Annotated in this window: 15 protein-coding genes; 9 read left to right on the plus strand and 6 right to left on the minus strand. The window is 57.9% G+C overall.

Annotated elements, in window-relative coordinates; genetic code table 11:
• Positions 1–16: 16 nt before the first annotated feature.
• Positions 17–355 (minus strand): hypothetical protein, encoded by a 339-nt coding sequence (locus JDEN_RS07415; protein ID WP_015771751.1) that lies wholly within the window; start codon positions 353–355, stop codon positions 17–19.
• Between the two features lie 215 nt (positions 356–570).
• Here JDEN_RS07415 and lpdA point away from each other — a divergent pair, with 215 nt between their 5' ends.
• The 3 genes from lpdA to JDEN_RS07430 all read left to right on the plus strand — a co-directional run bounded on the left by lpdA (position 571) and on the right by JDEN_RS07430 (position 5,170).
• Positions 571–1,956: a dihydrolipoyl dehydrogenase gene (lpdA, locus tag JDEN_RS07420; RefSeq protein WP_015771752.1), complete on the plus strand. Its 1,386-nt coding sequence runs from the start codon at positions 571–573 to the stop codon at positions 1,954–1,956.
• 24 nt (positions 1,957–1,980) lie between these two features.
• Positions 1,981–4,080: a 2-oxoglutarate dehydrogenase, E2 component, dihydrolipoamide succinyltransferase gene (gene sucB / locus JDEN_RS07425; RefSeq protein ID WP_015771753.1), complete on the plus strand. Its 2,100-nt coding sequence runs from the start codon at positions 1,981–1,983 to the stop codon at positions 4,078–4,080.
• Between the two features lie 148 nt (positions 4,081–4,228).
• On the plus strand, positions 4,229–5,170 hold the full coding sequence (locus JDEN_RS07430; protein WP_015771754.1) for a TIGR01777 family oxidoreductase: 942 nt from the start codon (positions 4,229–4,231) through the stop codon (positions 5,168–5,170).
• On the opposite strand, the gene JDEN_RS07435 is transcribed toward JDEN_RS07430, so the two are convergent.
• Positions 5,167–6,540: a hypothetical protein gene (locus JDEN_RS07435; RefSeq protein ID WP_015771755.1), complete on the minus strand. Its 1,374-nt coding sequence runs from the start codon at positions 6,538–6,540 to the stop codon at positions 5,167–5,169. The two genes, JDEN_RS07430 and JDEN_RS07435, sit on opposite strands and share 4 nt — an antisense overlap.
• Before the next feature lie 72 nt (positions 6,541–6,612).
• Positions 6,613–7,659 carry a Gfo/Idh/MocA family protein gene (locus tag JDEN_RS07440; protein ID WP_015771756.1) on the minus strand — a complete coding sequence of 349 codons (1,047 nt, stop codon included), beginning with the start codon at positions 7,657–7,659 and terminating at the stop codon, positions 6,613–6,615.
• A gap of 28 nt (positions 7,660–7,687) precedes the next feature.
• On the opposite strand from JDEN_RS07440, the gene lipB reads away from it, so the two are divergent.
• From lipB to JDEN_RS07455, 3 genes are read left to right on the plus strand one after another with little or no spacing between them, the layout of a single operon-like run.
• Positions 7,688–8,446, plus strand: coding sequence for a lipoyl(octanoyl) transferase LipB (lipB, locus tag JDEN_RS07445; RefSeq protein ID WP_015771757.1), 759 nt, complete (start codon positions 7,688–7,690; stop codon positions 8,444–8,446).
• The gene (lipA, locus tag JDEN_RS07450; protein WP_041287861.1) at positions 8,430–9,476 is read left to right on the plus strand and encodes a lipoyl synthase; all 1,047 of its coding nucleotides are present in this window, start codon (positions 8,430–8,432) and stop codon (positions 9,474–9,476) included. The genes lipB and lipA overlap by 17 nt, the downstream gene beginning before the upstream one ends.
• Positions 9,477–9,499: 23 nt before the next feature.
• A complete protein-coding gene (locus tag JDEN_RS07455; RefSeq protein ID WP_015771759.1) occupies positions 9,500–10,219 on the plus strand; it encodes a DUF4191 domain-containing protein in 720 nt (239 codons plus the stop codon).
• A 31-nt stretch (positions 10,220–10,250) separates the two neighbouring features.
• On the opposite strand, the gene JDEN_RS07460 is transcribed toward JDEN_RS07455, so the two are convergent.
• Positions 10,251–10,679 carry an RDD family protein gene (locus JDEN_RS07460; protein WP_015771760.1) on the minus strand — a complete coding sequence of 143 codons (429 nt, stop codon included), beginning with the start codon at positions 10,677–10,679 and terminating at the stop codon, positions 10,251–10,253.
• A gap of 231 nt (positions 10,680–10,910) precedes the next feature.
• Between JDEN_RS07460 and glnA (JDEN_RS07465) the strand changes: the two genes are divergently transcribed.
• Both glnA (JDEN_RS07465) and JDEN_RS07470 read left to right on the plus strand, forming a co-directional pair.
• On the plus strand, positions 10,911–12,335 hold the full coding sequence (gene glnA / locus JDEN_RS07465; protein ID WP_015771761.1) for a type I glutamate--ammonia ligase: 1,425 nt from the start codon (positions 10,911–10,913) through the stop codon (positions 12,333–12,335).
• A gap of 209 nt (positions 12,336–12,544) precedes the next feature.
• The gene (locus tag JDEN_RS07470; protein WP_226926579.1) at positions 12,545–13,864 is read left to right on the plus strand and encodes an AI-2E family transporter; all 1,320 of its coding nucleotides are present in this window, start codon (positions 12,545–12,547) and stop codon (positions 13,862–13,864) included.
• A gap of 6 nt (positions 13,865–13,870) precedes the next feature.
• Here the strand turns inward: JDEN_RS07470 and JDEN_RS07475 are convergent, their stop codons facing one another.
• The gene (locus JDEN_RS07475; protein ID WP_015771763.1) at positions 13,871–16,996 is read right to left on the minus strand and encodes a bifunctional [glutamine synthetase] adenylyltransferase/[glutamine synthetase]-adenylyl-L-tyrosine phosphorylase; all 3,126 of its coding nucleotides are present in this window, start codon (positions 16,994–16,996) and stop codon (positions 13,871–13,873) included.
• A 61-nt stretch (positions 16,997–17,057) separates the two neighbouring features.
• A complete protein-coding gene (gene glnA / locus JDEN_RS07480) occupies positions 17,058–18,392 on the minus strand; it encodes a type I glutamate--ammonia ligase (protein WP_015771764.1) in 1,335 nt (444 codons plus the stop codon).
• 81 nt (positions 18,393–18,473) lie between these two features.
• On the opposite strand from glnA (JDEN_RS07480), the gene JDEN_RS07485 reads away from it, so the two are divergent.
• The gene (locus JDEN_RS07485) at positions 18,474–20,135 is read left to right on the plus strand and encodes an NAD+ synthase (RefSeq protein ID WP_015771765.1); all 1,662 of its coding nucleotides are present in this window, start codon (positions 18,474–18,476) and stop codon (positions 20,133–20,135) included.
• Positions 20,136–20,152 lie beyond the last annotated feature (17 nt).

A 20,152-nucleotide genomic window follows, 5' to 3' on the forward strand; every position in this document is an offset into this window, starting at 1 on the left:
GCGCGGGTGATGAGGTTTACGAGCGCGTTTTCTTCCGGGCGCTGTTCCAGTCACGCATTCGCTGCGGATAGCCGGTGAAATTTACGTCGTAAACCGGGATGCCGAGGTCGCGGGCAATCGCCCGTGCAGCGCGTTGGTTTCCGACCGTGCGGCGGGTCCATTCTCCTGTTGTTGCAATGAGTAGTAGGGACACCGCAAAGTCTCGATTAGCGGGTTCAACATACGCTTCCACCCCTGCGCGGGTGGCAACGAACTGGGCAAGATGCGCCACATCAACTTCTGACCGACGACGTGGTGTTTCGGTTGTCGATACTGATGGGGTGCGCTTTGACCGCCACCGAGAGAACAAAGACATAGTGGATAGCCTACGGGAATAATCTGGATGTCTGCTGATAATACGTGCGACTGAAGGCCTGTGGTCTTACCACTGATCAGCACCATCACACAGGACCTTTGTCTGCAGAATCACACGTGAGATGCGGAAATCAGCCCGTTTCCACTTTGGCAATTGCGTCCGCGATGACAAGATGGGACGGTAACCAACATCCGTTGCGCCCAAAGGAGCAGAACGTGGCCGAAACCGCCGGCACCGACTTTGACATCGTCGTCCTGGGTGGAGGGAGCGGTGGTTACGCCGCCGCGCTCCGCGCCGCACAACTCGGACAGAACGTCGCACTCATCGAAGCAGACAAACTCGGGGGCACTTGCCTTCACTATGGTTGTGTCCCCACCAAAGCACTCCTCCACGCAGCTGAGGTCGCTGAATCAGTTCGTGAGGGTCACCAATTTGGGGTCAACGCTACGTTCAACTCCATCGACATGGACGGCGTCAACTCCTACAAAGCCAACGTCATTAACGGCTTGTACAAAGGCCTTCAAGGTCTCATTAAGTCACGCAAGATCACCGTAGTCGAAGGCTACGGAAAACTGGTAGGCCCTAACAGCGTGGAGGTCAACGGCCAACGCTACAACGGGAAGCACGTCATTTTGGCCACCGGGTCATACTCTCGTACCCTGCCAGGACTTGCCATCGAAGGTCGGGTCATGACCTCCGACCAAGCCCTCACGCTTGACTATGTTCCCAAGTCAGCAATTATCTTGGGTGGTGGCGTCATCGGGTGTGAGTTCGCATCTGTGTGGCGTTCCTTTGGCGCGGACGTCACCATCATTGAAGGACTACCGCACCTGGTGCCCAACGAAGACGAATCGATCTCCAAGGCGTTGGAACGTGCGTTCCGCAAACGGAAAATTAACTTCAACCTTGGCGACCTGTTCTCCTCAGTCACCCAGGACGACAACGGTGTTCACGTCACCCTCCAATCAGGCAAAACCTTCGATGCGGAGATCATGCTCGTTGCGATCGGTCGTGGACCACGCACCGCTGACCTTGGGTACGAAGAACAAGGCATCCGCATGGACCGCGGTTTTGTCCTCACAGATGACAGGCTCCACACGGGTGTTGCAAACATTTGGGCAGTTGGCGACATCGTGCCCGGGCTTCAACTAGCGCACCGTGGTTTTGCACAAGGCATCTACGTGGCGGAGCAGATTTTGGGTCTCAACCCTGCACCCATCGTGGAATCCGGTATCCCACGTGTCACCTATTCTGAACCCGAAATCGCGTCTGTTGGGTTGACCGAAAAGAAAGCTCAAGAAGAGTTCGGCGCCGACAACGTGGAAACCCTTGACTACAACCTCGCTGGAAACGGAAAGTCAAAAATCCTTGCTACCCAAGGGTTCATTAAACTAGTCCGCCAAAAAGATGGGCCTGTGGTGGGTGTCCACATGATTGGGTCCCGTGTCGGAGAACTCGTTGGAGAAGGCCAACTCATTGTCAACTGGGAAGCATACCCAGAGGACGTGGCTTCCCTCATTCACGCACACCCCACTCAAAACGAAGCCCTCGGCGAAGCATTCCTCGCTCTTGCCGGCAAGCCCCTGCACGCCCACAACTGATCTGGATGAGAGGCCGAAGAGGTCATGTCTAACACTGTGAAAATGCCCGCGCTGGGCGAATCCGTCACCGAAGGAACCGTTACCCGCTGGCTGAAGAACGTGGGCGACACCATCGAGGTCGACGAACCACTCCTTGAGGTGTCCACCGACAAAGTCGACACCGAAATTCCCTCTCCATTTTCTGGAGTACTCGAAGCTATCCTCGTCGAAGAAGATGACACTGTGGAGGTCGGGGCCGATCTCGCAACAATTGGTGACGGCTCAGGCGCGTCATCAGCTCAGCCTGCAACCTCCGAACAGCCTGCTTCGCCACAAGAGGCTGCTCCTGCTCAACAGCAGGCACCTGCCGAGCAGCCAGCTCAGCCCTCAGCTGCAACACCGGCTTCAGGCGATGGCGAAAAGGTCACTCTTCCCGCACTCGGCGAATCCGTCACCGAAGGAACCGTGACCCGCTGGCTGAAGAACGTGGGCGACACCATCGAGGTCGACGAACCACTCCTTGAGGTATCCACCGACAAAGTCGACACCGAGGTGCCCTCACCGGTCGCTGGTGTGGTCACACAAATCCTTGTCGAGGAAGACGAAACAGTTGAGGTCGGCGCAGTCCTCGCCATCATCGGCGACGGCTCCACACCCGCACCACAACAACAACCAGCACAACAGCCTGCTTCGCCACAAGAGGCTGCTCCTGCTCAACAGCAGGCACCTGCCGAGCAGCCAGCTCAGCCCTCAGCTGCAACACCGGCTTCAGGCGATGGCGAAAAGGTCACTCTTCCCGCACTCGGCGAATCCGTCACCGAAGGAACCGTTACCCGCTGGCTGAAGAACGTGGGCGACACCATCGAGGTCGACGAACCACTCCTTGAGGTGTCCACCGACAAAGTCGACACCGAGGTGCCCTCACCGGTCGCTGGTGTGGTCACACAAATCCTTGTCGAGGAAGACGAAACAGTTGAGGTCGGCGCAGTCCTCGCCATCATCGGCGACGGCTCCACACCCGCACCACAACAACAACCAGCAGAAGAACCCGCCCCGGTGGCACCACAGCCTGCGGTGCCTTCGGAAGCAGCACAACAAGCGGCCCCACCTGCGCAGTCCTCCCCCACTCCGGCTCAGGAATCTGCTGCGACACCAGCTCGTGCACCGCAGTCAACTCCCGCAGCAGCACCTGCTGCACGAGGTGGATACGTGACACCACTGGTCCGCAAGCTCGCCTCCGAGAAGGGAGTGGACCTGTCCACGGTGACAGGCACCGGCATTGGCGGACGCATCCGCAAGGAAGATGTGCTCGAGGCTGCACAGAAAGCTGCGCAACCCGCTGCCGCACCGCAACGAGCTGAACAGCCAGCACCAAGCACATCGACAGATGGCTCAACAGCACCCACGACAATCCTCCCGGTCTCGGAACTGCGCGGAACAACAGAGAAAGCGTCACGCCTGCGCCAGATCATTGCTGAGCGCATGGTCGAAGCACTCCAGACGCAAGCTCAACTCACCACCGTCATGGAAGTCGACGTCACCGCAGTTGTGCGGCTACGGTCCAAGGTCAAGGAAGCGTTCAAAGCAAAGCACGGTGCGAACCTCACGTTCCTGTCGTTCTATGCGTTAGCCGCAGCCGAAGCGTTGAAGGCTTACCCGAAGATCAACGGTGTCCTGGAAGACAAAACCATCACCTACCCAGACGCCGAACACATCGGTATCGCCGTGGACACACCACGTGGGTTGTTGGTTCCCGTCATCAAGAACGCAGGCGACCTCGACCTCGCCGGATTCGCCACCTCGATCACCGACCTTGGTTCACGGACCCGCGATAACAAGGTCAAACCCGATGAGTTGTCAGGCGCTACCTTCACCATCACCAACACAGGGTCTGGTGGCGCCCTGTTCGACACACCCATTGTCCCGGTAGGAACCTCCGCGATCCTGGGAACAGGCACCATGGTGAAACGACCAGCAGTGGTTGCTGGCCCTGACGGTGAGGATGTCATCGCCATCCGCACCTTCACCTACCTGTCCATTTCCTACGACCACCGGCTGGTTGACGGAGCTGACGCGTCACGCTTCTTGTCCGCGGTCAAGGCTCGGATCGAAGAGGGTAAGTTCGAGGACTTCCTCGGCCTGTAGCACCCACCCATGAGCTCTGGGCTGCCACCACATCACGTGGTGGCAGCCCAGAGCTTTGCCATGACCCCATCCGCCGCACTCATCTCACCACGCAACGCGCTTCCCGGTAGGGGACGCGTCAGTGTCCTGAGCACATTACTGTGGAGGTATGACTGACACTTCCACGCCACACACAATTGTCATCGCAGGGGCAAGCGGCATGATTGGATCTGCACTGACCACTGCGCTTCGCGAGCGCGGACATCACGTCATTCAACTCACCAGACAACGCACCGGACGAACACAGACCGGGCAAGGCGTGGACACAGTGACATGGGATCCAGCACGCGGATTTGTGCCCCAAAAGGTCATAGACCGCGCAGATGCAGTCATCAACCTTGCTGGCGCGAGCATTGGGGATCGCCGCTGGGACAAGGCCTATAAGAAAAAGATCCTCCATTCCCGGGTCTGTGCTACCTCAACCCTCGCCCGAGCCATTGCACGATCCGACACTCCCCCACAGGTCCTACTCCAAGCATCCGCAACAGGTTTTTACGGGTTCCCGGAACATCCTGTGGACGAGAAGTCGTTTTCAGGCTCCACGTTTCTTGCCGCAGTGTGCCGTGCGTGGGAAGCGGAGGCAAAACCAGCGATGAATGCCGGCTGCCGAGTGGTCTTTCTCCGCACCGGAATTGTTCTTGACCCTTCAGGTGGTGCGCTCAAAAAAATGCTGATCCCGCTCAAGCTTGGGGTTGGTGGGCCTTTGGGGTCGGGCAATCAAGTGTGGTCATGGATCACGTTAGCTGACCATGTCCGCGCCTGCTTGTTTCTACTTGATACCGCGCAGGCATGGGGGCCGGTGAACCTTGTGGCCCCTGGGACGGTCACGCAGCGCGAACTCACCGCAGCGTTTGCACAACAGATGCGACGGCCGGCGTTGGTCACGGTTCCATCTTTTGCTCTACGAGTTGCGCTTGGCCAGTTTGCTGGTGAAATCACTCGCGGTGTGACCGTGCGTCCCACAGTCCTTGACGAGTTGGGATTCACTTTTGATCACCCAACTGTTGACCGGGCGGCTCGTTGGGCAATTGACGAACGTGGCAGTGTTTAGTTGTCGCTCTTGCCCTCCTCGGCTGATGCGTTGTTGTCCTTTGTCCGGGGCGGTGTCACATCAACAAGACGCCAGTGACCATCCACGTGCTGGAGCGTCATTGTGGCTTCCTCGTGATAGGTCGATGTGTAAGGTTCCTCCCCTAATCCAGAAAGGGTTTGTTCCAGTTCATAGGACACTGTCACTTCAGCGGTCGTGTCATGATGGCTATCAACCAACGACTCATGCATGGTGACTTCAGCTCGGGTGACACTCACCTGTTGTTCGCGTAACGAGGTGATTAACTCTGTTGTTGCTTGCGCCACTGGCGAGGCGTCTGCAGCAAAGTCGGACGTCTTGATCTCTTGGGTCGGATCAACGGTAGCGTCTTGTATCACCTGGTAGCGCGTAGAAATCAGATCAGAAGTTGCCTCAAGAAGTTGGTTGTCACTGGCGCTCGTTGATGGTTCAGAGACGTCGGCAGCGACCGGTGTGGATTGCTGTGACGGAGTCTGTGTGGTGGTTAGTGCGCTGACTCCCCACGCAACAAGGACGACGACACCACATAAAAGTGTTGCTGCGGCTGCATAATATGCGGGACGGCGTCGTGGGGTCTCCCGCGTGTTCTTTCCCGGTCGTGGTAAGGACCCCGTTGCAGACATAGTCTCCTGATGCCCATGAGCTACTGACCGGGTTGCGCCAGTTGCCGGCTCTCGAAGGGTCAACGCCGCGTCACTCATCGCATCAGAACCAGAGTTGTCAATCACAGACGCGAGTTGTTCGACAGCTTGACGAGCCACATCGGAGTCAATGAGATGAGCTTGGGCAAGTTCATTGATGACCTGACGCAACTGTTCGACTACTCCCACCGTGCGCGGTGAGGCACTGCGTGATCCTTCTGCATGCATCGTTGTTGTGTGGGAAACAAGGAGCGCCCCCTCGCCATTCACAACCAGGTCTTTCACGGCCAATCGTTCTGTCTGCCACCCAGCATCACGAAGATCCGTCAGTGCAGATACCATGTGGGACACATATGTGGCAGTCGTTGGCGCGTCCGCAGGCCGCCGTGTCAGTTCTCGAGTTAAGGGGCGTGTTGCGACCGTCACAAGGACCACTGCACTGGACAACGTGATCGCGTCATCGAGCGGCTCAATATGCGAGTCATGACCCACAAGAGATGCGGACAACTCTCGCCACCAGGTCCCTGCCTCAACCGCCTCGTGGGGATGCTCATACCATTGCACCCGCAACCGCACTGGTTGACCGTGACGAGTGGCATCGACAAGCGTGGAAGGGCCATGCGGTGTCAGTGCATGAGGGACAACCACTCGGTGGATCGAAATTCCTGCGTCGGACAGAAGCGCCACATCGGCATCGTCAAGGTGGGACATACCTCTATTTCAGCGCATCGTTACCACCCTTCAGGCGTCATCCACAGTGGACCTCTCCCCACATGATGGTGATCACATATCAGGGTTGGACTGAGCGAGCTGCACAACCTGAGCATTCAACGCGCTGTCTTGCGCCGCATCTAAAATCTGCGCTGTTGTCACAGCATCACGTGGGTCAACGGGTGCGGGTCCTTCCCCCCGCAGCCACGTGTCTGCAAGTCGGTAAAAATCACCGTGTCCACCCTTCGCTGCTGGGACCGCAGTGACACTCTCACCGTGCGCCACCCATCCCTGCGCACCCCCCTCACTGGTGCCCCGTACCGCAAAGGCAGTCGGTTCTGATTCAAAATCAGTGACTACATAGGCTCCCTTAGTTCCCAGCACCCGTGTCCGTGGGCCAGGAGCTCCAACCATTGAGCCCGCCCACAGGCGAGAGATCACCCCCGATGCGTGCGTCAAGCTGATAAAGACATCGTCATAGGCGGCAGTCGAGAGGTGTCGTGCAGTTGCATACACTGTGGTCACTGGACCAAAAAGATGAACTGCCGAGTCGACGAGGTGGGCCCCGAGGTCTTGCAGCAGCCCACCGGAGGCAGGGTCGTTTTCTTTCCATCGGTTTTTTGGTTGCGGGCGCCACCTCTCCCACCGCCGTTCAAACGTATGAACCTGGCCAAGTTCACCAGTTGTGAGAAGTTGTGTGAGTGTCAGTTGTTCGCTGTCCCAGCGACGATTCTGGAACACCGTGAGCGGCACGTTTTCCTGGGACGCGTGATCGACCAGTTGGGTCGCTTGTGCCGCACTCACCGCCAGTGGTTTATCCACGATTGTCGGAATACCCGCCCCGATGAGGGTGTGCACATGCTCGGCATGCAGATGCGATGGGCTCACCACAACGACGACATCAAAGTCATCGCGATACTTCAGGAGATCACTGAGTTGTCCAACTGTTCGCGCCTTGGGCCAGTCCTCACCCACCTGCGCCCGCCGCTCAGTGTTATTGGTCACAACAGCAGTGACCTGCCACCCAGCTTCCCGCATCAAGGGGCTATGGATTAAACCCCCAGCCATCCCATACCCCACAAGGGCTGCCCGAATCGGTTGCGCTAACAATGTCGTCATCAAGACATCCTACGAAACATTGCCCACGATGCGACAGCATTCGCGTGCCACCACACGTCAGGGTTACCGTGGCTACGTGGACACAGCCCTGCTCACCACCAAACACCATTCACCAGTCATTGCCCACATCAACTACCGTGACGCGTGGGCTGTTCAACGGTCCCTGCATGCCGACGTTGCTGCGGGAACAAGTGATTCCCGTGTCCTGTACGTCGAACACGAAGGCGTATACACAGCAGGTCGCCGCACCCGAGCCGCAGAAAAACTCTCCGTCACCCCCATCGATGTGGACCGCGGCGGGAAAATCACCTGGCATGGCCCGGGCCAACTCGTGGCGTACCCCATTGTTCGGCTGTCAGAGCCCGTCGACGTTGTGGCCTATGTCCGCGCACTGGAACACGCTGTCATGGCGACGTGCTCCCAACACGGTGTGCCCACAAAACGGGTGGAAGGACGGTCCGGAGTCTGGATCGACGATCCCCACGGACCTGACCGTAAAGTCTGTGCCATTGGTGTGCGAGTGTCCCGTGGCGTATCCATGCACGGACTCGCCCTGAACTGCACCAACCTGCTAGAACCTTACCGACACATCGTTCCGTGTGGGATTACTGACGCTGGCGTGACCACCTTGTCGGTAGAAGCAGGACACGAACTGACAACCGCCCTCATTCAACCAACGCTCCACAGCGCTCTTACGGCGGCACTTGGCCCCTTGCGCATCGTGAACCCGCACCAGATCTCGTACACGTCAGACAACGAAGGGGAAAACCATGACCGTACCCACTGAGGGACGCCGGATGCTTCGCATCGAAGCACGCAACTCCCAAGTGCCCATCGAGAAAAAGCCTGACTGGATCAAAACCCGGGCCACTGTGGGCCCGGAATACACCGACATGCGGTCACTGGTTCGGCAAGGGTCACTGCACACTGTCTGTGAAGAGGCGGGCTGCCCCAACATATACGAATGCTGGGAAGACCGAGAAGCCACATTCCTCATTGGTGGGGATCAATGCACGCGCCGCTGCGACTTTTGCCAGATTGACACCGGAAAACCTGCGGAGTTCGACCGCGACGAACCCCGTCGAGTGGCTGAATCAGTAGCAGAACTCGGATTAAAGTACTCCACGGTCACTGGAGTTGCTCGCGATGACCTGCCTGATGGTGGTGCCTGGCTCTACGCAGAAACTGTCCGCCAAATCCACGCACTCAACCCCAACACTGGTGTTGAGGTTCTCATCCCAGACTTTAACGCCATCCCCGAACTCCTCGACGAGGTCAACTCCTCACAACCAGAAGTTCTGGCCCACAACGTGGAAACCGTTCCGCGAATCTTCAAGCAAATCCGACCAGGATTCCGCTATGACCGTTCCCTTTCCGTGTTAACACGGGCTCGTGATGCCGGTCTCATCACCAAATCCAACCTCATCTTGGGCATGGGTGAAACCACCGAAGAAATTGTGGAAGCAATGGAAGAATTGCACGCAGCAGGGTGCGATTTACTCACCATTACCCAGTACCTGCGCCCCACAAAACGCCACCATCCCGTGGACCGGTGGGTTCGCCCAGAAGAGTTCGTGGAGTTGTCACAAGAAGCTGAACGCATCGGTTTTCTGGGTGTCATGTCTGGACCACTGGTTCGTTCCTCCTACCGTGCTGGGCGCCTGTGGGGGCAAGCGATGCGCAAGAGGAATATGACTGTCCCTGCCGCCCTTGCTCACTTACTTGAACCCACCGTGTCCCGGCAAGAAGCAGCTTTCCTCACGACACATTCGCCCTCAGCGAAGCAACCCGTGGGCGCTCTCGCTCAAGAGAGCTAACTGACCCGGCTAGACTGGTCCCCATGGCTCGCAAGAAAACCGATGCGCCCACCGATGGCGGTCAGCAAAAGAAACCGAAAAAAGTTCGTTGGTATCACCAAATACACCAGGTGTACAAGCTGACAGTGCAACACGATCCGGCTACCCGGTGGTGGCTGCTCGGCTCATTCCTGGGTGTAATCGCACTTTCCGTTGGTTTGGGTTTCCTGTTCAACCAGGTGGTTTACCTGATCATCATCGGGCTGCCGTTTGCTTTGTTGACGGTCATGTTCATCCTTGCGCGGCGGGCAGAGCGCGTTCAGTATGGTCTCATTGACGGTCAGCCGGGTGCTTCGCGCGCAGTGTTGGGCACTATTCGGCGCGGCTGGTCGTTCCCAGAAGATCCAGTCCTTATTGACCCGAAGACTCAAGACGTTGTGTTCCGCGGTGTAGGGCGCCCTGGTGTTGTTCTCATCACAGAAGGACCGGCGAAACGGGTGGTTCGTCTGGTGGAGAAAGAGGAGAAACGCATGAAGCGGATTCTCCCTGGTGTCCCAGTGACCGTGATTCAGGTGGGACATGAGGAAGGCCAGGTCCCTGTTTCGAAGCTTGTTCGAACAGTGCAGAAACTCAAACCGCGTCTGAACCGTGCCGAGTTGGCGGAGGTCAACAAGCGGTTGCAGGCGTTGGGTCAGGTGAAGTTGCCTATTCCTAAGGGGATCGACCCGATGCGTGCCCGCCCGGATCGTAAAGGCATGCGGTAGCAGCCTCCAGCTGTTGATGCGCGGGCTGCGGTCACGCTCGAACGATCGTTGTTCGGGCGGCAATATCGTGCAGCCCGCGCCCTTGCGCGTCCCATACCACGGCGGGGATGACGAGGCAGAGCAGCGCGGTGCGTATCAGTGCAGGAACCACACCGACGTAGGGTGTGGGGCTGTTGATTCGCCGAACACGTAAGCCCGTCAGCCGGTGTCCAATGGTGGTGCCCAGTGTGGCGACCAGCACGACTGTGACCAGAGCAAAGACGCCAAGTTGCGCTAATGGTTGTCCTTGGAACACCAACCATGTGATCCCCGAGGCAACCGCCCAGTCGATGATCAGCGCCACGACGCGTCGCCCAAGTGGGGCGCGTTGGGGCTCTGCTGCCCCCTCTACTCCAGGCTGTGAACCGTGGGCGGGCGGACCGCCGTTGAGCCAGGACCCAAAATCTTGTCGAGAAGCCACACCTCAAGGCTACCGTGATGAGCCGCCACCACGTGAACACACCACGACCAGGGGCGCCTCGTCCGGTAATCTTGCTCGTGAACACGGATCTGCGATCCCGGCTACGTGGATGTCACACGGAACGGCAATGTGTAACACCTGCGAAACATCAGGTACACGGACGGGAAACTCCACCGTCGTAGATTCATGCTGAGCCCGCCACTGAGGGCACCACCGAACAAGGAGTAACGGATGTTCACAACCCCCGAGGAAGCCATTGCTTTCCTGAAGGACGAGAACGTCGAGTTCGTCGACGCGCGCTTCTGCGACCTGCCGGGACAGATGCAGCACTTTAACGTTCCGACCGACCAGTTCGACGAGGCCGCCTTCACTGACGGCATGATGTTTGATGGTTCGTCGATCCGCGGTTTTCAAGCGATCCACGAATCCGATATGAAGCTCGTACCAGATGTCACTAGCGCCTACATTGACCCGTACCGTCAGCGCAAAACACTGGTTGTGAACTTCTCAATTGTTGACCCGTTCACTGGTGAGCCGTACTCCCGCGATCCTCGCAATGTGGCACAGCGCGCGGAAGCGTACCTCAAGTCCACCGGTATTGCTGACACCGTGTTCTTCGGCCCAGAGGCCGAGTTCTATGCCTTTGATGGCATCCGTTACCAAACCACTCCCGGTTCCACCCTGTACGAAATTGAGTCCAGCACTGCTGCCTGGAACATGGGGCGCGAAGAAGAAGGCTTCAACAAGGGGTACAAAACTCGGACCAAAGGTGGGTACTTCCCTGTCTCCCCCCTCGACCACTTCGCTGACTTCCGTGACGAGATCTGCGCTGATCTCGCATCGGTGGGGCTCGCTGTTGAGCGAGCACACCACGAGGTAGGTACTGCGGGCCAGCAGGAAATTAACTACCGCTTCAACACGCTGACTTCAGCAGGCGATGACCTCATGAAGTTTAAGTACGTGGTGAAGAACGCCGCCTGGAAGATGGATAAAACTGTCACCTTCATGCCAAAGCCAATTTTTGGTGACAACGGTTCAGGTATGCACTGCCACCAGTCGCTGTGGAAAGACGGCAAGCCACTGTTCTTCGACGAGAAGGGCTACGGCGGTTTGTCTGACCTGGCACGTTGGTACATTGGCGGTTTGTTGAAGCACGCACCAGCCGTACTTGCGTTCACGAACCCTTCGATCAACTCCTACCGCCGGTTGGTTCCAGGCTATGAAGCACCGGTGAACCTGGTGTACTCGGCCCGTAACCGTTCAGCCGCGATCCGTATACCCATCACAGGGAGCAACGCGAAAGCAAAGCGTGTGGAGTTCCGCGTTCCTGACCCCACAGCGAACCCTTACCTGGCGTTCTCTGCGCAGCTTCTTGCAGGTCTTGATGGGATCAAGAACCGTATCGAGCCACCAGAGCCAATCGACAAGGACCTGTACGAGCTTCCTCCAGAGGAGTACACCCAAATCGCTAAGGTGCCTGAATCTTTGGGTGAAGCCCTTGACGCGTTGGATGCTGACCACGACTTCCTCACTGTGGGTGATGTTTTCCCTGAAGACCTCATTCAAGCGTGGATTGCGTACAAGCGGGAAAAGGAACTAGAGCCGATGAGCTTGCGTCCTCACCCTTACGAGTTTGAGCTGTACTACGACGTGTAAGTCGAACGCTTGGCAGTTGGCGTGACGGCGGCGGGATACCTGTGTGGTGATCCCGCCGCCGTTGTGTTGTTCCCGCTGTTCACCACGAAAAAAGTGGCATTACGGTGGTAGGTTCAGATCAGTACTGGCCGTTTAGTGTCTGTTGAGGGTAAGGATCTCTTGTGGTTCTGCAGCGACTTTCTTCTGTGGCGTCTCGTGTGAGGTCGGGTGTGCGTCGTCTTGTGATGGATCCTCACGACGCACAGTCCACCGGTGGTGCGGATAGGCAGGCGTCGGTGGCTGGTGTGACTGGTTCGCAGGGGACAGAGGCTGGCTACCTGCCTGCGTCGGCATACGAGGTCGAGTACACCGGCGATTGGTTCACTTCCCCTCACCCGCCGAAGTGGTTTGCCAAAGCACTGTGGTTGACGGTTCTTGTGGTGTTCCTTGCCATTTTTTTGTGGCGTGCCATGGGTTCACTGACTGGCCTGTTCATTAATCTGGTGATCGCACTGTTTTTGTCATTGGCTTTGGAGCCGATGATTGTGTGGCTTGTTCGCCATGGGTGGCGCCGTGGTGGTGCTACGGCTGTCACGTTGTTCGGTTCCCTGATTGCAGTGATTGGTTTGGTGTCCGTGTTTGGCCGCATGTTCATTGAACAGGCGACACAACTGGTGCGAACCCTGCCGGATATGTATGAGTCCATTGCGGCGTGGATTGAGAAAAGGACCCAGTATGACGTCCCTGAAATGAGTCAGCTCCAACGGCAGCTGATTGATCAGATCGGGTCAGCCGAGGCAGCGAACCAAGCGCTAGCTATTGGCGCCGGGTTGGTGTCATTCCTGTTCAACTTGTCTGTTGTCCTGCTTGTGGCCTACTACTTGTCAGCTGCAGGGCCAAGGTTCCGGGCGTCGATTTGTGCGTGGTTGAGCCCAGCGCATCAAACTGAGGTGCTGCGTTTGTGGGACATTACGCAACGCAAAATTGCGGACTACATCAACTCACGGGTGTTGCTTGCGGCGATATGTTCGTTCTTTACCGCCATTTTTCTTCAGATCATTGGGGTTCCCTACGCACTCCCTCTCGCGGTGTTCACCGGGGTGGTTTCACAGTTTGTTCCGACGATTGGTACCTACATTGGTGGGGCGCTCCCCATCGTGTTCGCGTTGACAACAGGTGACCTCACGGACGCAGTCGCAATTCTCATTTTCATTGTTGTCTACCAGCAGGTGGAGAACCTCTGGTTGTCTCCAAAAATCTCCGCCCGCGCTTTAGAACTCAATCCAGCTGTCGCCCTGATTGTGGTCCTTGGATTCGGGGCAGTGTTTGGTGCGTTGGGTGCGTTCCTTGCTTTGCCGGTGGCCGCAACGATCACAGCGATCGCGTCAACATATTTGCGGCGTCACGAACTTATTGACTCCGACATGTTGCGCGACCCGCGGTCAGCATCAGCAACCCAACGGGTTGACCAGAGCGGCGACACAACACCGCTTTCGGACCAGAGGTCTACTCCCCCGGCGCCCACACAACCACAGCAATCCGGCGAGTGACTTGGGCTAGTCAGTTTCCCCGTAGAACAGTCGTTCCATGACGTTGCGGGCTCGCCGCGCTGCCCGAAGGTAGTCCTCCTCAACGAGGTGGGCTTTGTCTTGGTTGTACCCCATGACACGTCCCACACCCGCCAGTGACAGCCGGTCCTGAGGTAGCACATCAACGTGTGTCCCTGTTGTGCGCCCATTCCACAACACGTTGGCGTCACGTAAATCTGACGCGAACTGCCAGGCGTGCCGTAATGGTGATGCGTCCTTCGGGCTGACGATGCCTGCATCGGTCGCTGCTTGAAGGGCCCGTAATGTTTCGGTTGTGCGCATCCCGTCAACCCGGTACCCATGTTCAAGTTGAAGCAGCTGCACCAACCACTCAACGTCACTGATCGCTCCACGCCCCAGTTTCAGGTGGTGTTGAGGGCTGACACCTCGTGGGAGTCGTTCAGCTTCTACGCGCGCTTTGATCCGCCGAATTTCCCGCACCGTTGAGGTGGGGACTCCCCCATCTGGGTAGCGCAGCGGGTTGATGAGCTCAATAAACTGGTCCGAGAGGTCATGGTCGCCAGCCACTGGCCGCGCACGCAGGAGGGCTTGTTGTTCCCACGGTTGCACCCAGCGTTCATAATATTCCCGGTACGCGTCAAGTGACCGCACAAGCGGTCCGCTGCGTCCCTCTGGGCGAAGGTCAGCATCGATGTCAAGAGTTGGTTCAGGGTTGGGGTCGGTGAGGATTTTCTTCACCGCGGTTGCTAGCGCGAGCGCATATTGGTGGGCATCTTGGGGGTCATGGCCGGTGTGTGGTTCGTACACAAACATGACATCGGCGTCTGACCCGTACCCCATTTCCCGTCCGCCCATGCGCCCCATGGCGATGATGGCGAACTGGGCTGGTGGTTGAGTGCGTTGTTGTTCGAGGGCAACAATGTGTCTCGCGATGCGCAACGCACCATCGACTGTGACGTCCGCAGCGTCGGTGATTCCGTGGGCGACAGCGCGTGGTTCTGTGAGTCCAAGGAGTTTTGCTGTTGCGGTGCGGGCCAGTTCGCGGCGGCGAATAGCACGGATCAATGTTGTTGCGGTTGTGGGATCGTCCGCCCTGGTGAGGATCGCGTCGAGTTCCGATGCGAGCCGTTCTTTACTGTGGATGGTGACGTCGACGTCGTTATCGAGCCACGCAACGGATTCAGGGGACTTGGAGAGCGCATCGGCAATATAGGTTGAGGTGGACAGCAAGTATGCAAGACGGTAAGCGGCCTGCCCGGAATCACGCAACATTTTCAGGTACCAGTGGGTGGTACCAAGCTCCTCAGAGAGTTTACGGAACGCAAGTAACCCAGCGTCAGGGTCTGCTCCTTCCGCGAACCACCCAATCATCACCGGCAGGAGGTGACGTTGGATGGAAGCGCGGCGAGTGACCCCCTCGGTGAGAACAGTGATGTGCCGCATTGCCCCTGCTGGGTCACGGTAACCGATGGCTCTTAGGCGAGCTTGGGCAGCCTTCGGCGCGAGGGATGCTTCGTCAGCGGACAGTCGGGCTGTTGCTGGCAGCAGGGGGCGGTAAAAAATGTCTTCGTGCAGGGAACGCACATCGCGCCGCGTATTTTTCCACGCGTTGACCACAGTGTTTGCGGAGTCTCGGCGCATGTTGAGTGATCTACCCAGGATTTCAAGTTCTCGTTCCTGGGTGGGGATCAAGTGTGTCCGGTGCATCCTGCGCAACTGAATGCGGTGTTCCATTGCTCGCAGTAGGCGGTAGCAGGCAGCGAGACGTGTGGCATGCTCCCGTCCAATGTAGCCGCCCTCAGCGAGTTGCTCTAGCGCAGTTAACGTTGTGGAAGAACGGATAGTGTCGTCAGATCGTCCATGGACAAGTTGGAGAAGTTGGATTGTGAACTCGACGTCGCGCAACCCCCCTTTACCTAGTTTGATTTGCCGTGCAGCTTCTTGGGCGGGGACGTGTTCTTCAACGCGTTTGCGCATCGCTTGGGCGTCTTCAACGAAGTGGTCACGTTCCACTGCTGTCCACACAAGCGGTGTTACCGCGTCAAGATAGGCAGAGGATAATGCTTGGTCACCGGCCACGTGCCGTGCTTTGAGGAGAGCTTGGAACTCCCAGGTTTTCGCCCACCGCTCGTAGTAGGACGTGTGGGATGACAGTGTCCGCACAAGTGGCCCTTGCTTACCTTCAGGGCGTAACGCGGCGTCGACAGGCCATAGTGCTTGTTCCCCAAATACCCCAGAGCAGGCGTGGACAAGGTCTTGCGCAAGGATGGTCCCCACCGCACACGCCTCGTCTTCGCTATACCCCTCGTTCGGTTCAACAACATAAATGACGTCAACATCGGAGATGTAGTTCAGTTCATGCCCGCCACACTTTCCCATGCCCAAGACGGAAAGGCGAACCTCTTTTCCGTGAGTTGGGTGACGTAACCGGGCAATAGCGAGTGCCGCTTCAAGGGCTCCAGCAGCGAGGGCTGCGAGTGCGGCAGCAATATCAGGGAGGATGTCGGCGGGTTGGTCATGTGCAAGGTCGGTGGCTGCAACTTTGATGAGGATTCTGCGGTATTCGCGGCGCATGGCGTCAACGTAGTCATCAGGGTCACACGGTGTTGAGGTGGTGGCACCTGCTAGGGGGATGAGGGAGGTGGGGTCCGCGTGGACTGCTACGAGAAGAGCGTCGCGGATGTCTTCGTCGGTGAGCAGGGTTGCGGGTGTGTCGTCAAGAACGTCGTCGACGAGTTCTGGGCGGCGGATGACCTCGTCGGTGAGCGCGGTGGAGTGACCAAAGAGCGCAATAAGGTGACGTAGCCGGTGGTTGACCACTGATTCGCGGGTCGCTGGGGGAACAGGTGGTCCATCGGGTTCCACAAGGTGGGCCAGGGTGGAGGTTAGTCTCGTCTTTTCGGGCTCTGGTAAACCGAGGATTGTTTCGCAGAGTCGGACGAGCCCAAGGACGGCGTGGTCATGGTCAGCTGCGAGCGCGAGAGCGTCCACGAGTGGGTGGTTGGCTGTGATGGGGCCCATGACTGCGGTGAGGGCTGGGTCGTCAAGGAGTGTTTTGGCGCGGCGTGCGTCTGTGAAGCCGAGGCGAATGAGGCGGTTGTGGAGTGTGGTGGTTCGTGACGGGTCTGCCATGGTGTGGGTTCAGTTGGGTGTATGAAGCAGGCGCCGGCATGATGCCGGCGCCTGGTGGTGTTTAGAGGACTTGGAGGAGGCGGTTGAGTTCGAATGGGGTGACTTGGCGTGAGTAGTCGTTCCATTCGGCTCGTTTGTTTTTCAGGAAGTAGTCGAACACGTGCTCACCAAGGACTTCGGCGACGAATTCGGAGCCTTCCATGATGTCGAGGGCCTCGTCGAGGTCTTCGGGCAGTGGTTTGATTCCCATTGCTCGGCGTTCGGCGTCGGTGAGGTGCCAGACGTCGTCTTCGGTGGCATCGGGGAGTTCGTACCCCTCTTCGATTCCTTTGAGTCCTGCTGCCAGTGTGATGGCGTAGGCAAGGTAGGGGTTTGCTGCGGTGTCGATGGCCCGGTATTCGATGCGTGTGGAGTTGGATTTTCCGGGTTTGTACATGGGGACGCGGACGAGCGCTGAACGGTTGTTGTGTCCCCAGCACACGTATGAGGGGGCTTCGGATCCGCCCCACAGGCGTTTGTAGGAGTTGACGTATTGGTTGGTGACTGCGGTGATTTCGGCGGCGTGGTGCAGGAGACCGGCGATGAATTGTCGCCCTGTTTTGGACAGTTCGTATTGTGCGCCGGGTTCATGGAAGGCGTTGCGGTCCCCTTCGAACAGGGAGAAGTGGGTGTGCATGCCTGATCCGGGTTGGTCGGCCAGTGGTTTGGGCATGAAGGACGCGAAGACACCTTGTTCAAGTGCGACCTCTTTGACGACGGTGCGGAATGTCATGAGGTTGTCAGCGGTGGTGAGTGCGTCAGCGTAGCGCAAGTCGATTTCGTTTTGTCCGGGTCCTGCTTCGTGGTGGGAGAACTCCACGGAGATGGACATGGATTCAAGCATGGTGATGACTTGTCGGCGGAAGTCGTGGCCTGCGGGGCGTGCCACGTGGTCGAAGTACCCGCCGTGGTCGATGGGGATGAGTGGGCCACCTTTGGTGGGTGTTTCGAACAGGTAGAACTCAACTTCTGGGTGTGTGTAGAAGGTGAAACCTTGTTCGCTGGCCCGATCCATGGATCGTTTCAGGACGTTTCGGGAGTCGGCGAGCGAGGGTGTGCCGTCTGGGTTGAGGATGTCGCAGAACATCCTGGCGGTCCCTTGTGTTTCTCCGCGCCAGGGCAGCAAGGAGAATGTTGTTGGGTCTGGGCGCGCGACCATGTCAGCTTCGTAGACCCGGGTGAGGCCTTCGATTGCTGACCCGTCGAATCCGATACCTTCGGCGAACGCTGATTCGAGTTCAGCGGGCGCGATGGCCACGGATTTCAGCATCCCTAGTACGTCTGTAAACCAGAGACGAATGAAGCGCACGTCGCGCTCTTCCACTGTGCGTAGCACGAACTCTTGCTGCCTATCCATGGTTTACATCTTGCCTGATAATCGGTGAATCTTCCGAGTGACCACGCGAAAAATCTCAAGAAGACGCAATAAGGTGGTGCTATGACCGATGTGACTGTGGCTATTGCCCAAATTGACACCTGTGTGGGTGACATCGCGGGGAACATTGACAAGATTGTTGATTTTGCGGGTGAAGCTGCCCGTCAGGGTGCTGATCTTGTGGTGTTTCCGGAGATGACGATCACGGGTTACCCCATTGAGGACCTTGCTTTGCGTGGGTCGTTTCAGCGTGCAGCGGAGCATGGTTTGTCTGTGGTGGCCAAACGGTTGGTGGAAGAAGGCCACGAACACTTGACTGTGATTCTGGGCACATTGGGTTCGTTGGCGCTCAGTGACCATGTGCAAATGCCTCGCCCTACAAACCGTGCCGTGGTGCTCTCGGGTGGTTCTGTCACTGCCGCGTACGACAAACATCACCTGCCAAACTACGGGGTGTTTGACGAATACCGGATTTTTGCTTCTGGGGACACCACGACGGTCATCACTGTGGGTGGACACCGTATTGGGCTCGCGATCTGTGAGGACATTTGGCAAGACGGCGGCCCAGTGAAGAACCTGGAAGACGAAAATATTGACCTCCTGGTCACGTTGAATGGTTCCCCGTATGAAGAAGGCAAACGTCAGCAGCGCATCGACCTGGCTGCACAACGGGCAGCAGCGTTGGGCGCCCCCCTGGTGTATGCGAACCAAGTAGGCGGTCAAGACGACCTCGTGTTTGATGGTGGTTCGTTTGTGGTGGGTCCCTCCGGTGCGGTCCTTGCACGCGCCCCCAAGTTTGAGGAGCACCTGCTGCTGTGGACACTGACTGATAGCCCACATGAGGATCACACCGGTGACGTCACCGAGTTCACTGACCTCGATGAAGAGGTGTACACCGCCCTGGTGACCGGCCTGCAAGGGTATGTCCGCAAGAATGGTTTCACCTCGGTTGTGCTTGGTTTATCAGGGGGGATTGACTCTGCCCTTGTTGCCGCGATTGCTGCCGATGCACTCGGTGGCGAGAACGTGTACGGGGTGTCCATGCCGTCCAACTATTCCTCGCAACATTCCCAAGACGACGCCGCGGACCTGGCCCAACGGATCGGTGCACACTACCGGGTCCAGCACATCGCTCCCATGGTTGACGCCTTCCAAAGCCAACTCAACCTCGAAGGGGTCGCGGAGGAAAACCTCCAAGCAAGGGTTCGCGGCATGACGTTGATGGCGCTCTCGAACTCTGAAGGCCACCTGGTTCTTGCCACCGGCAACAAAACCGAACTAGCCGTGGGCTATTCCACGATCTACGGTGACGCAGTCGGCGGGTACGCCCCCATTAAAGACGTCGACAAATCACGGGTTTGGCAACTTTCCCGCTGGCGAAACACTGTGGCAGTGGACCGCGGCGACATCCCCCCGATCCCAGAATCCTCGATCACTAAACCGCCCTCGGCTGAGTTACGCCCGGGACAGGTTGATCAAGACTCGCTGCCCCCCTATGACCTGCTCGACCAAGTGCTTGACGCCCACATCGAACACGAAGAAGGCCGGGAGGAACTCCTCGCGCGTGGCTTCGCCCCTGAGATCGTCGATAAGGTGGTGTCGCTCGTTGATCGCGCTGAATGGAAACGCCGCCAATATCCGCTTGGACCAAAAGTCACAGCGTTAGCTTTCGGTCGTGATCGTCGCGTCCCGGTCACCTCCCGGTGGCGCGAACCCAACCACTAACCCCTTGGTGCCCCAAG

Source organism: Jonesia denitrificans DSM 20603, from assembly GCF_000024065.1.
GTDB lineage: Bacteria > Actinomycetota > Actinomycetes > Actinomycetales > Cellulomonadaceae > Jonesia > Jonesia denitrificans.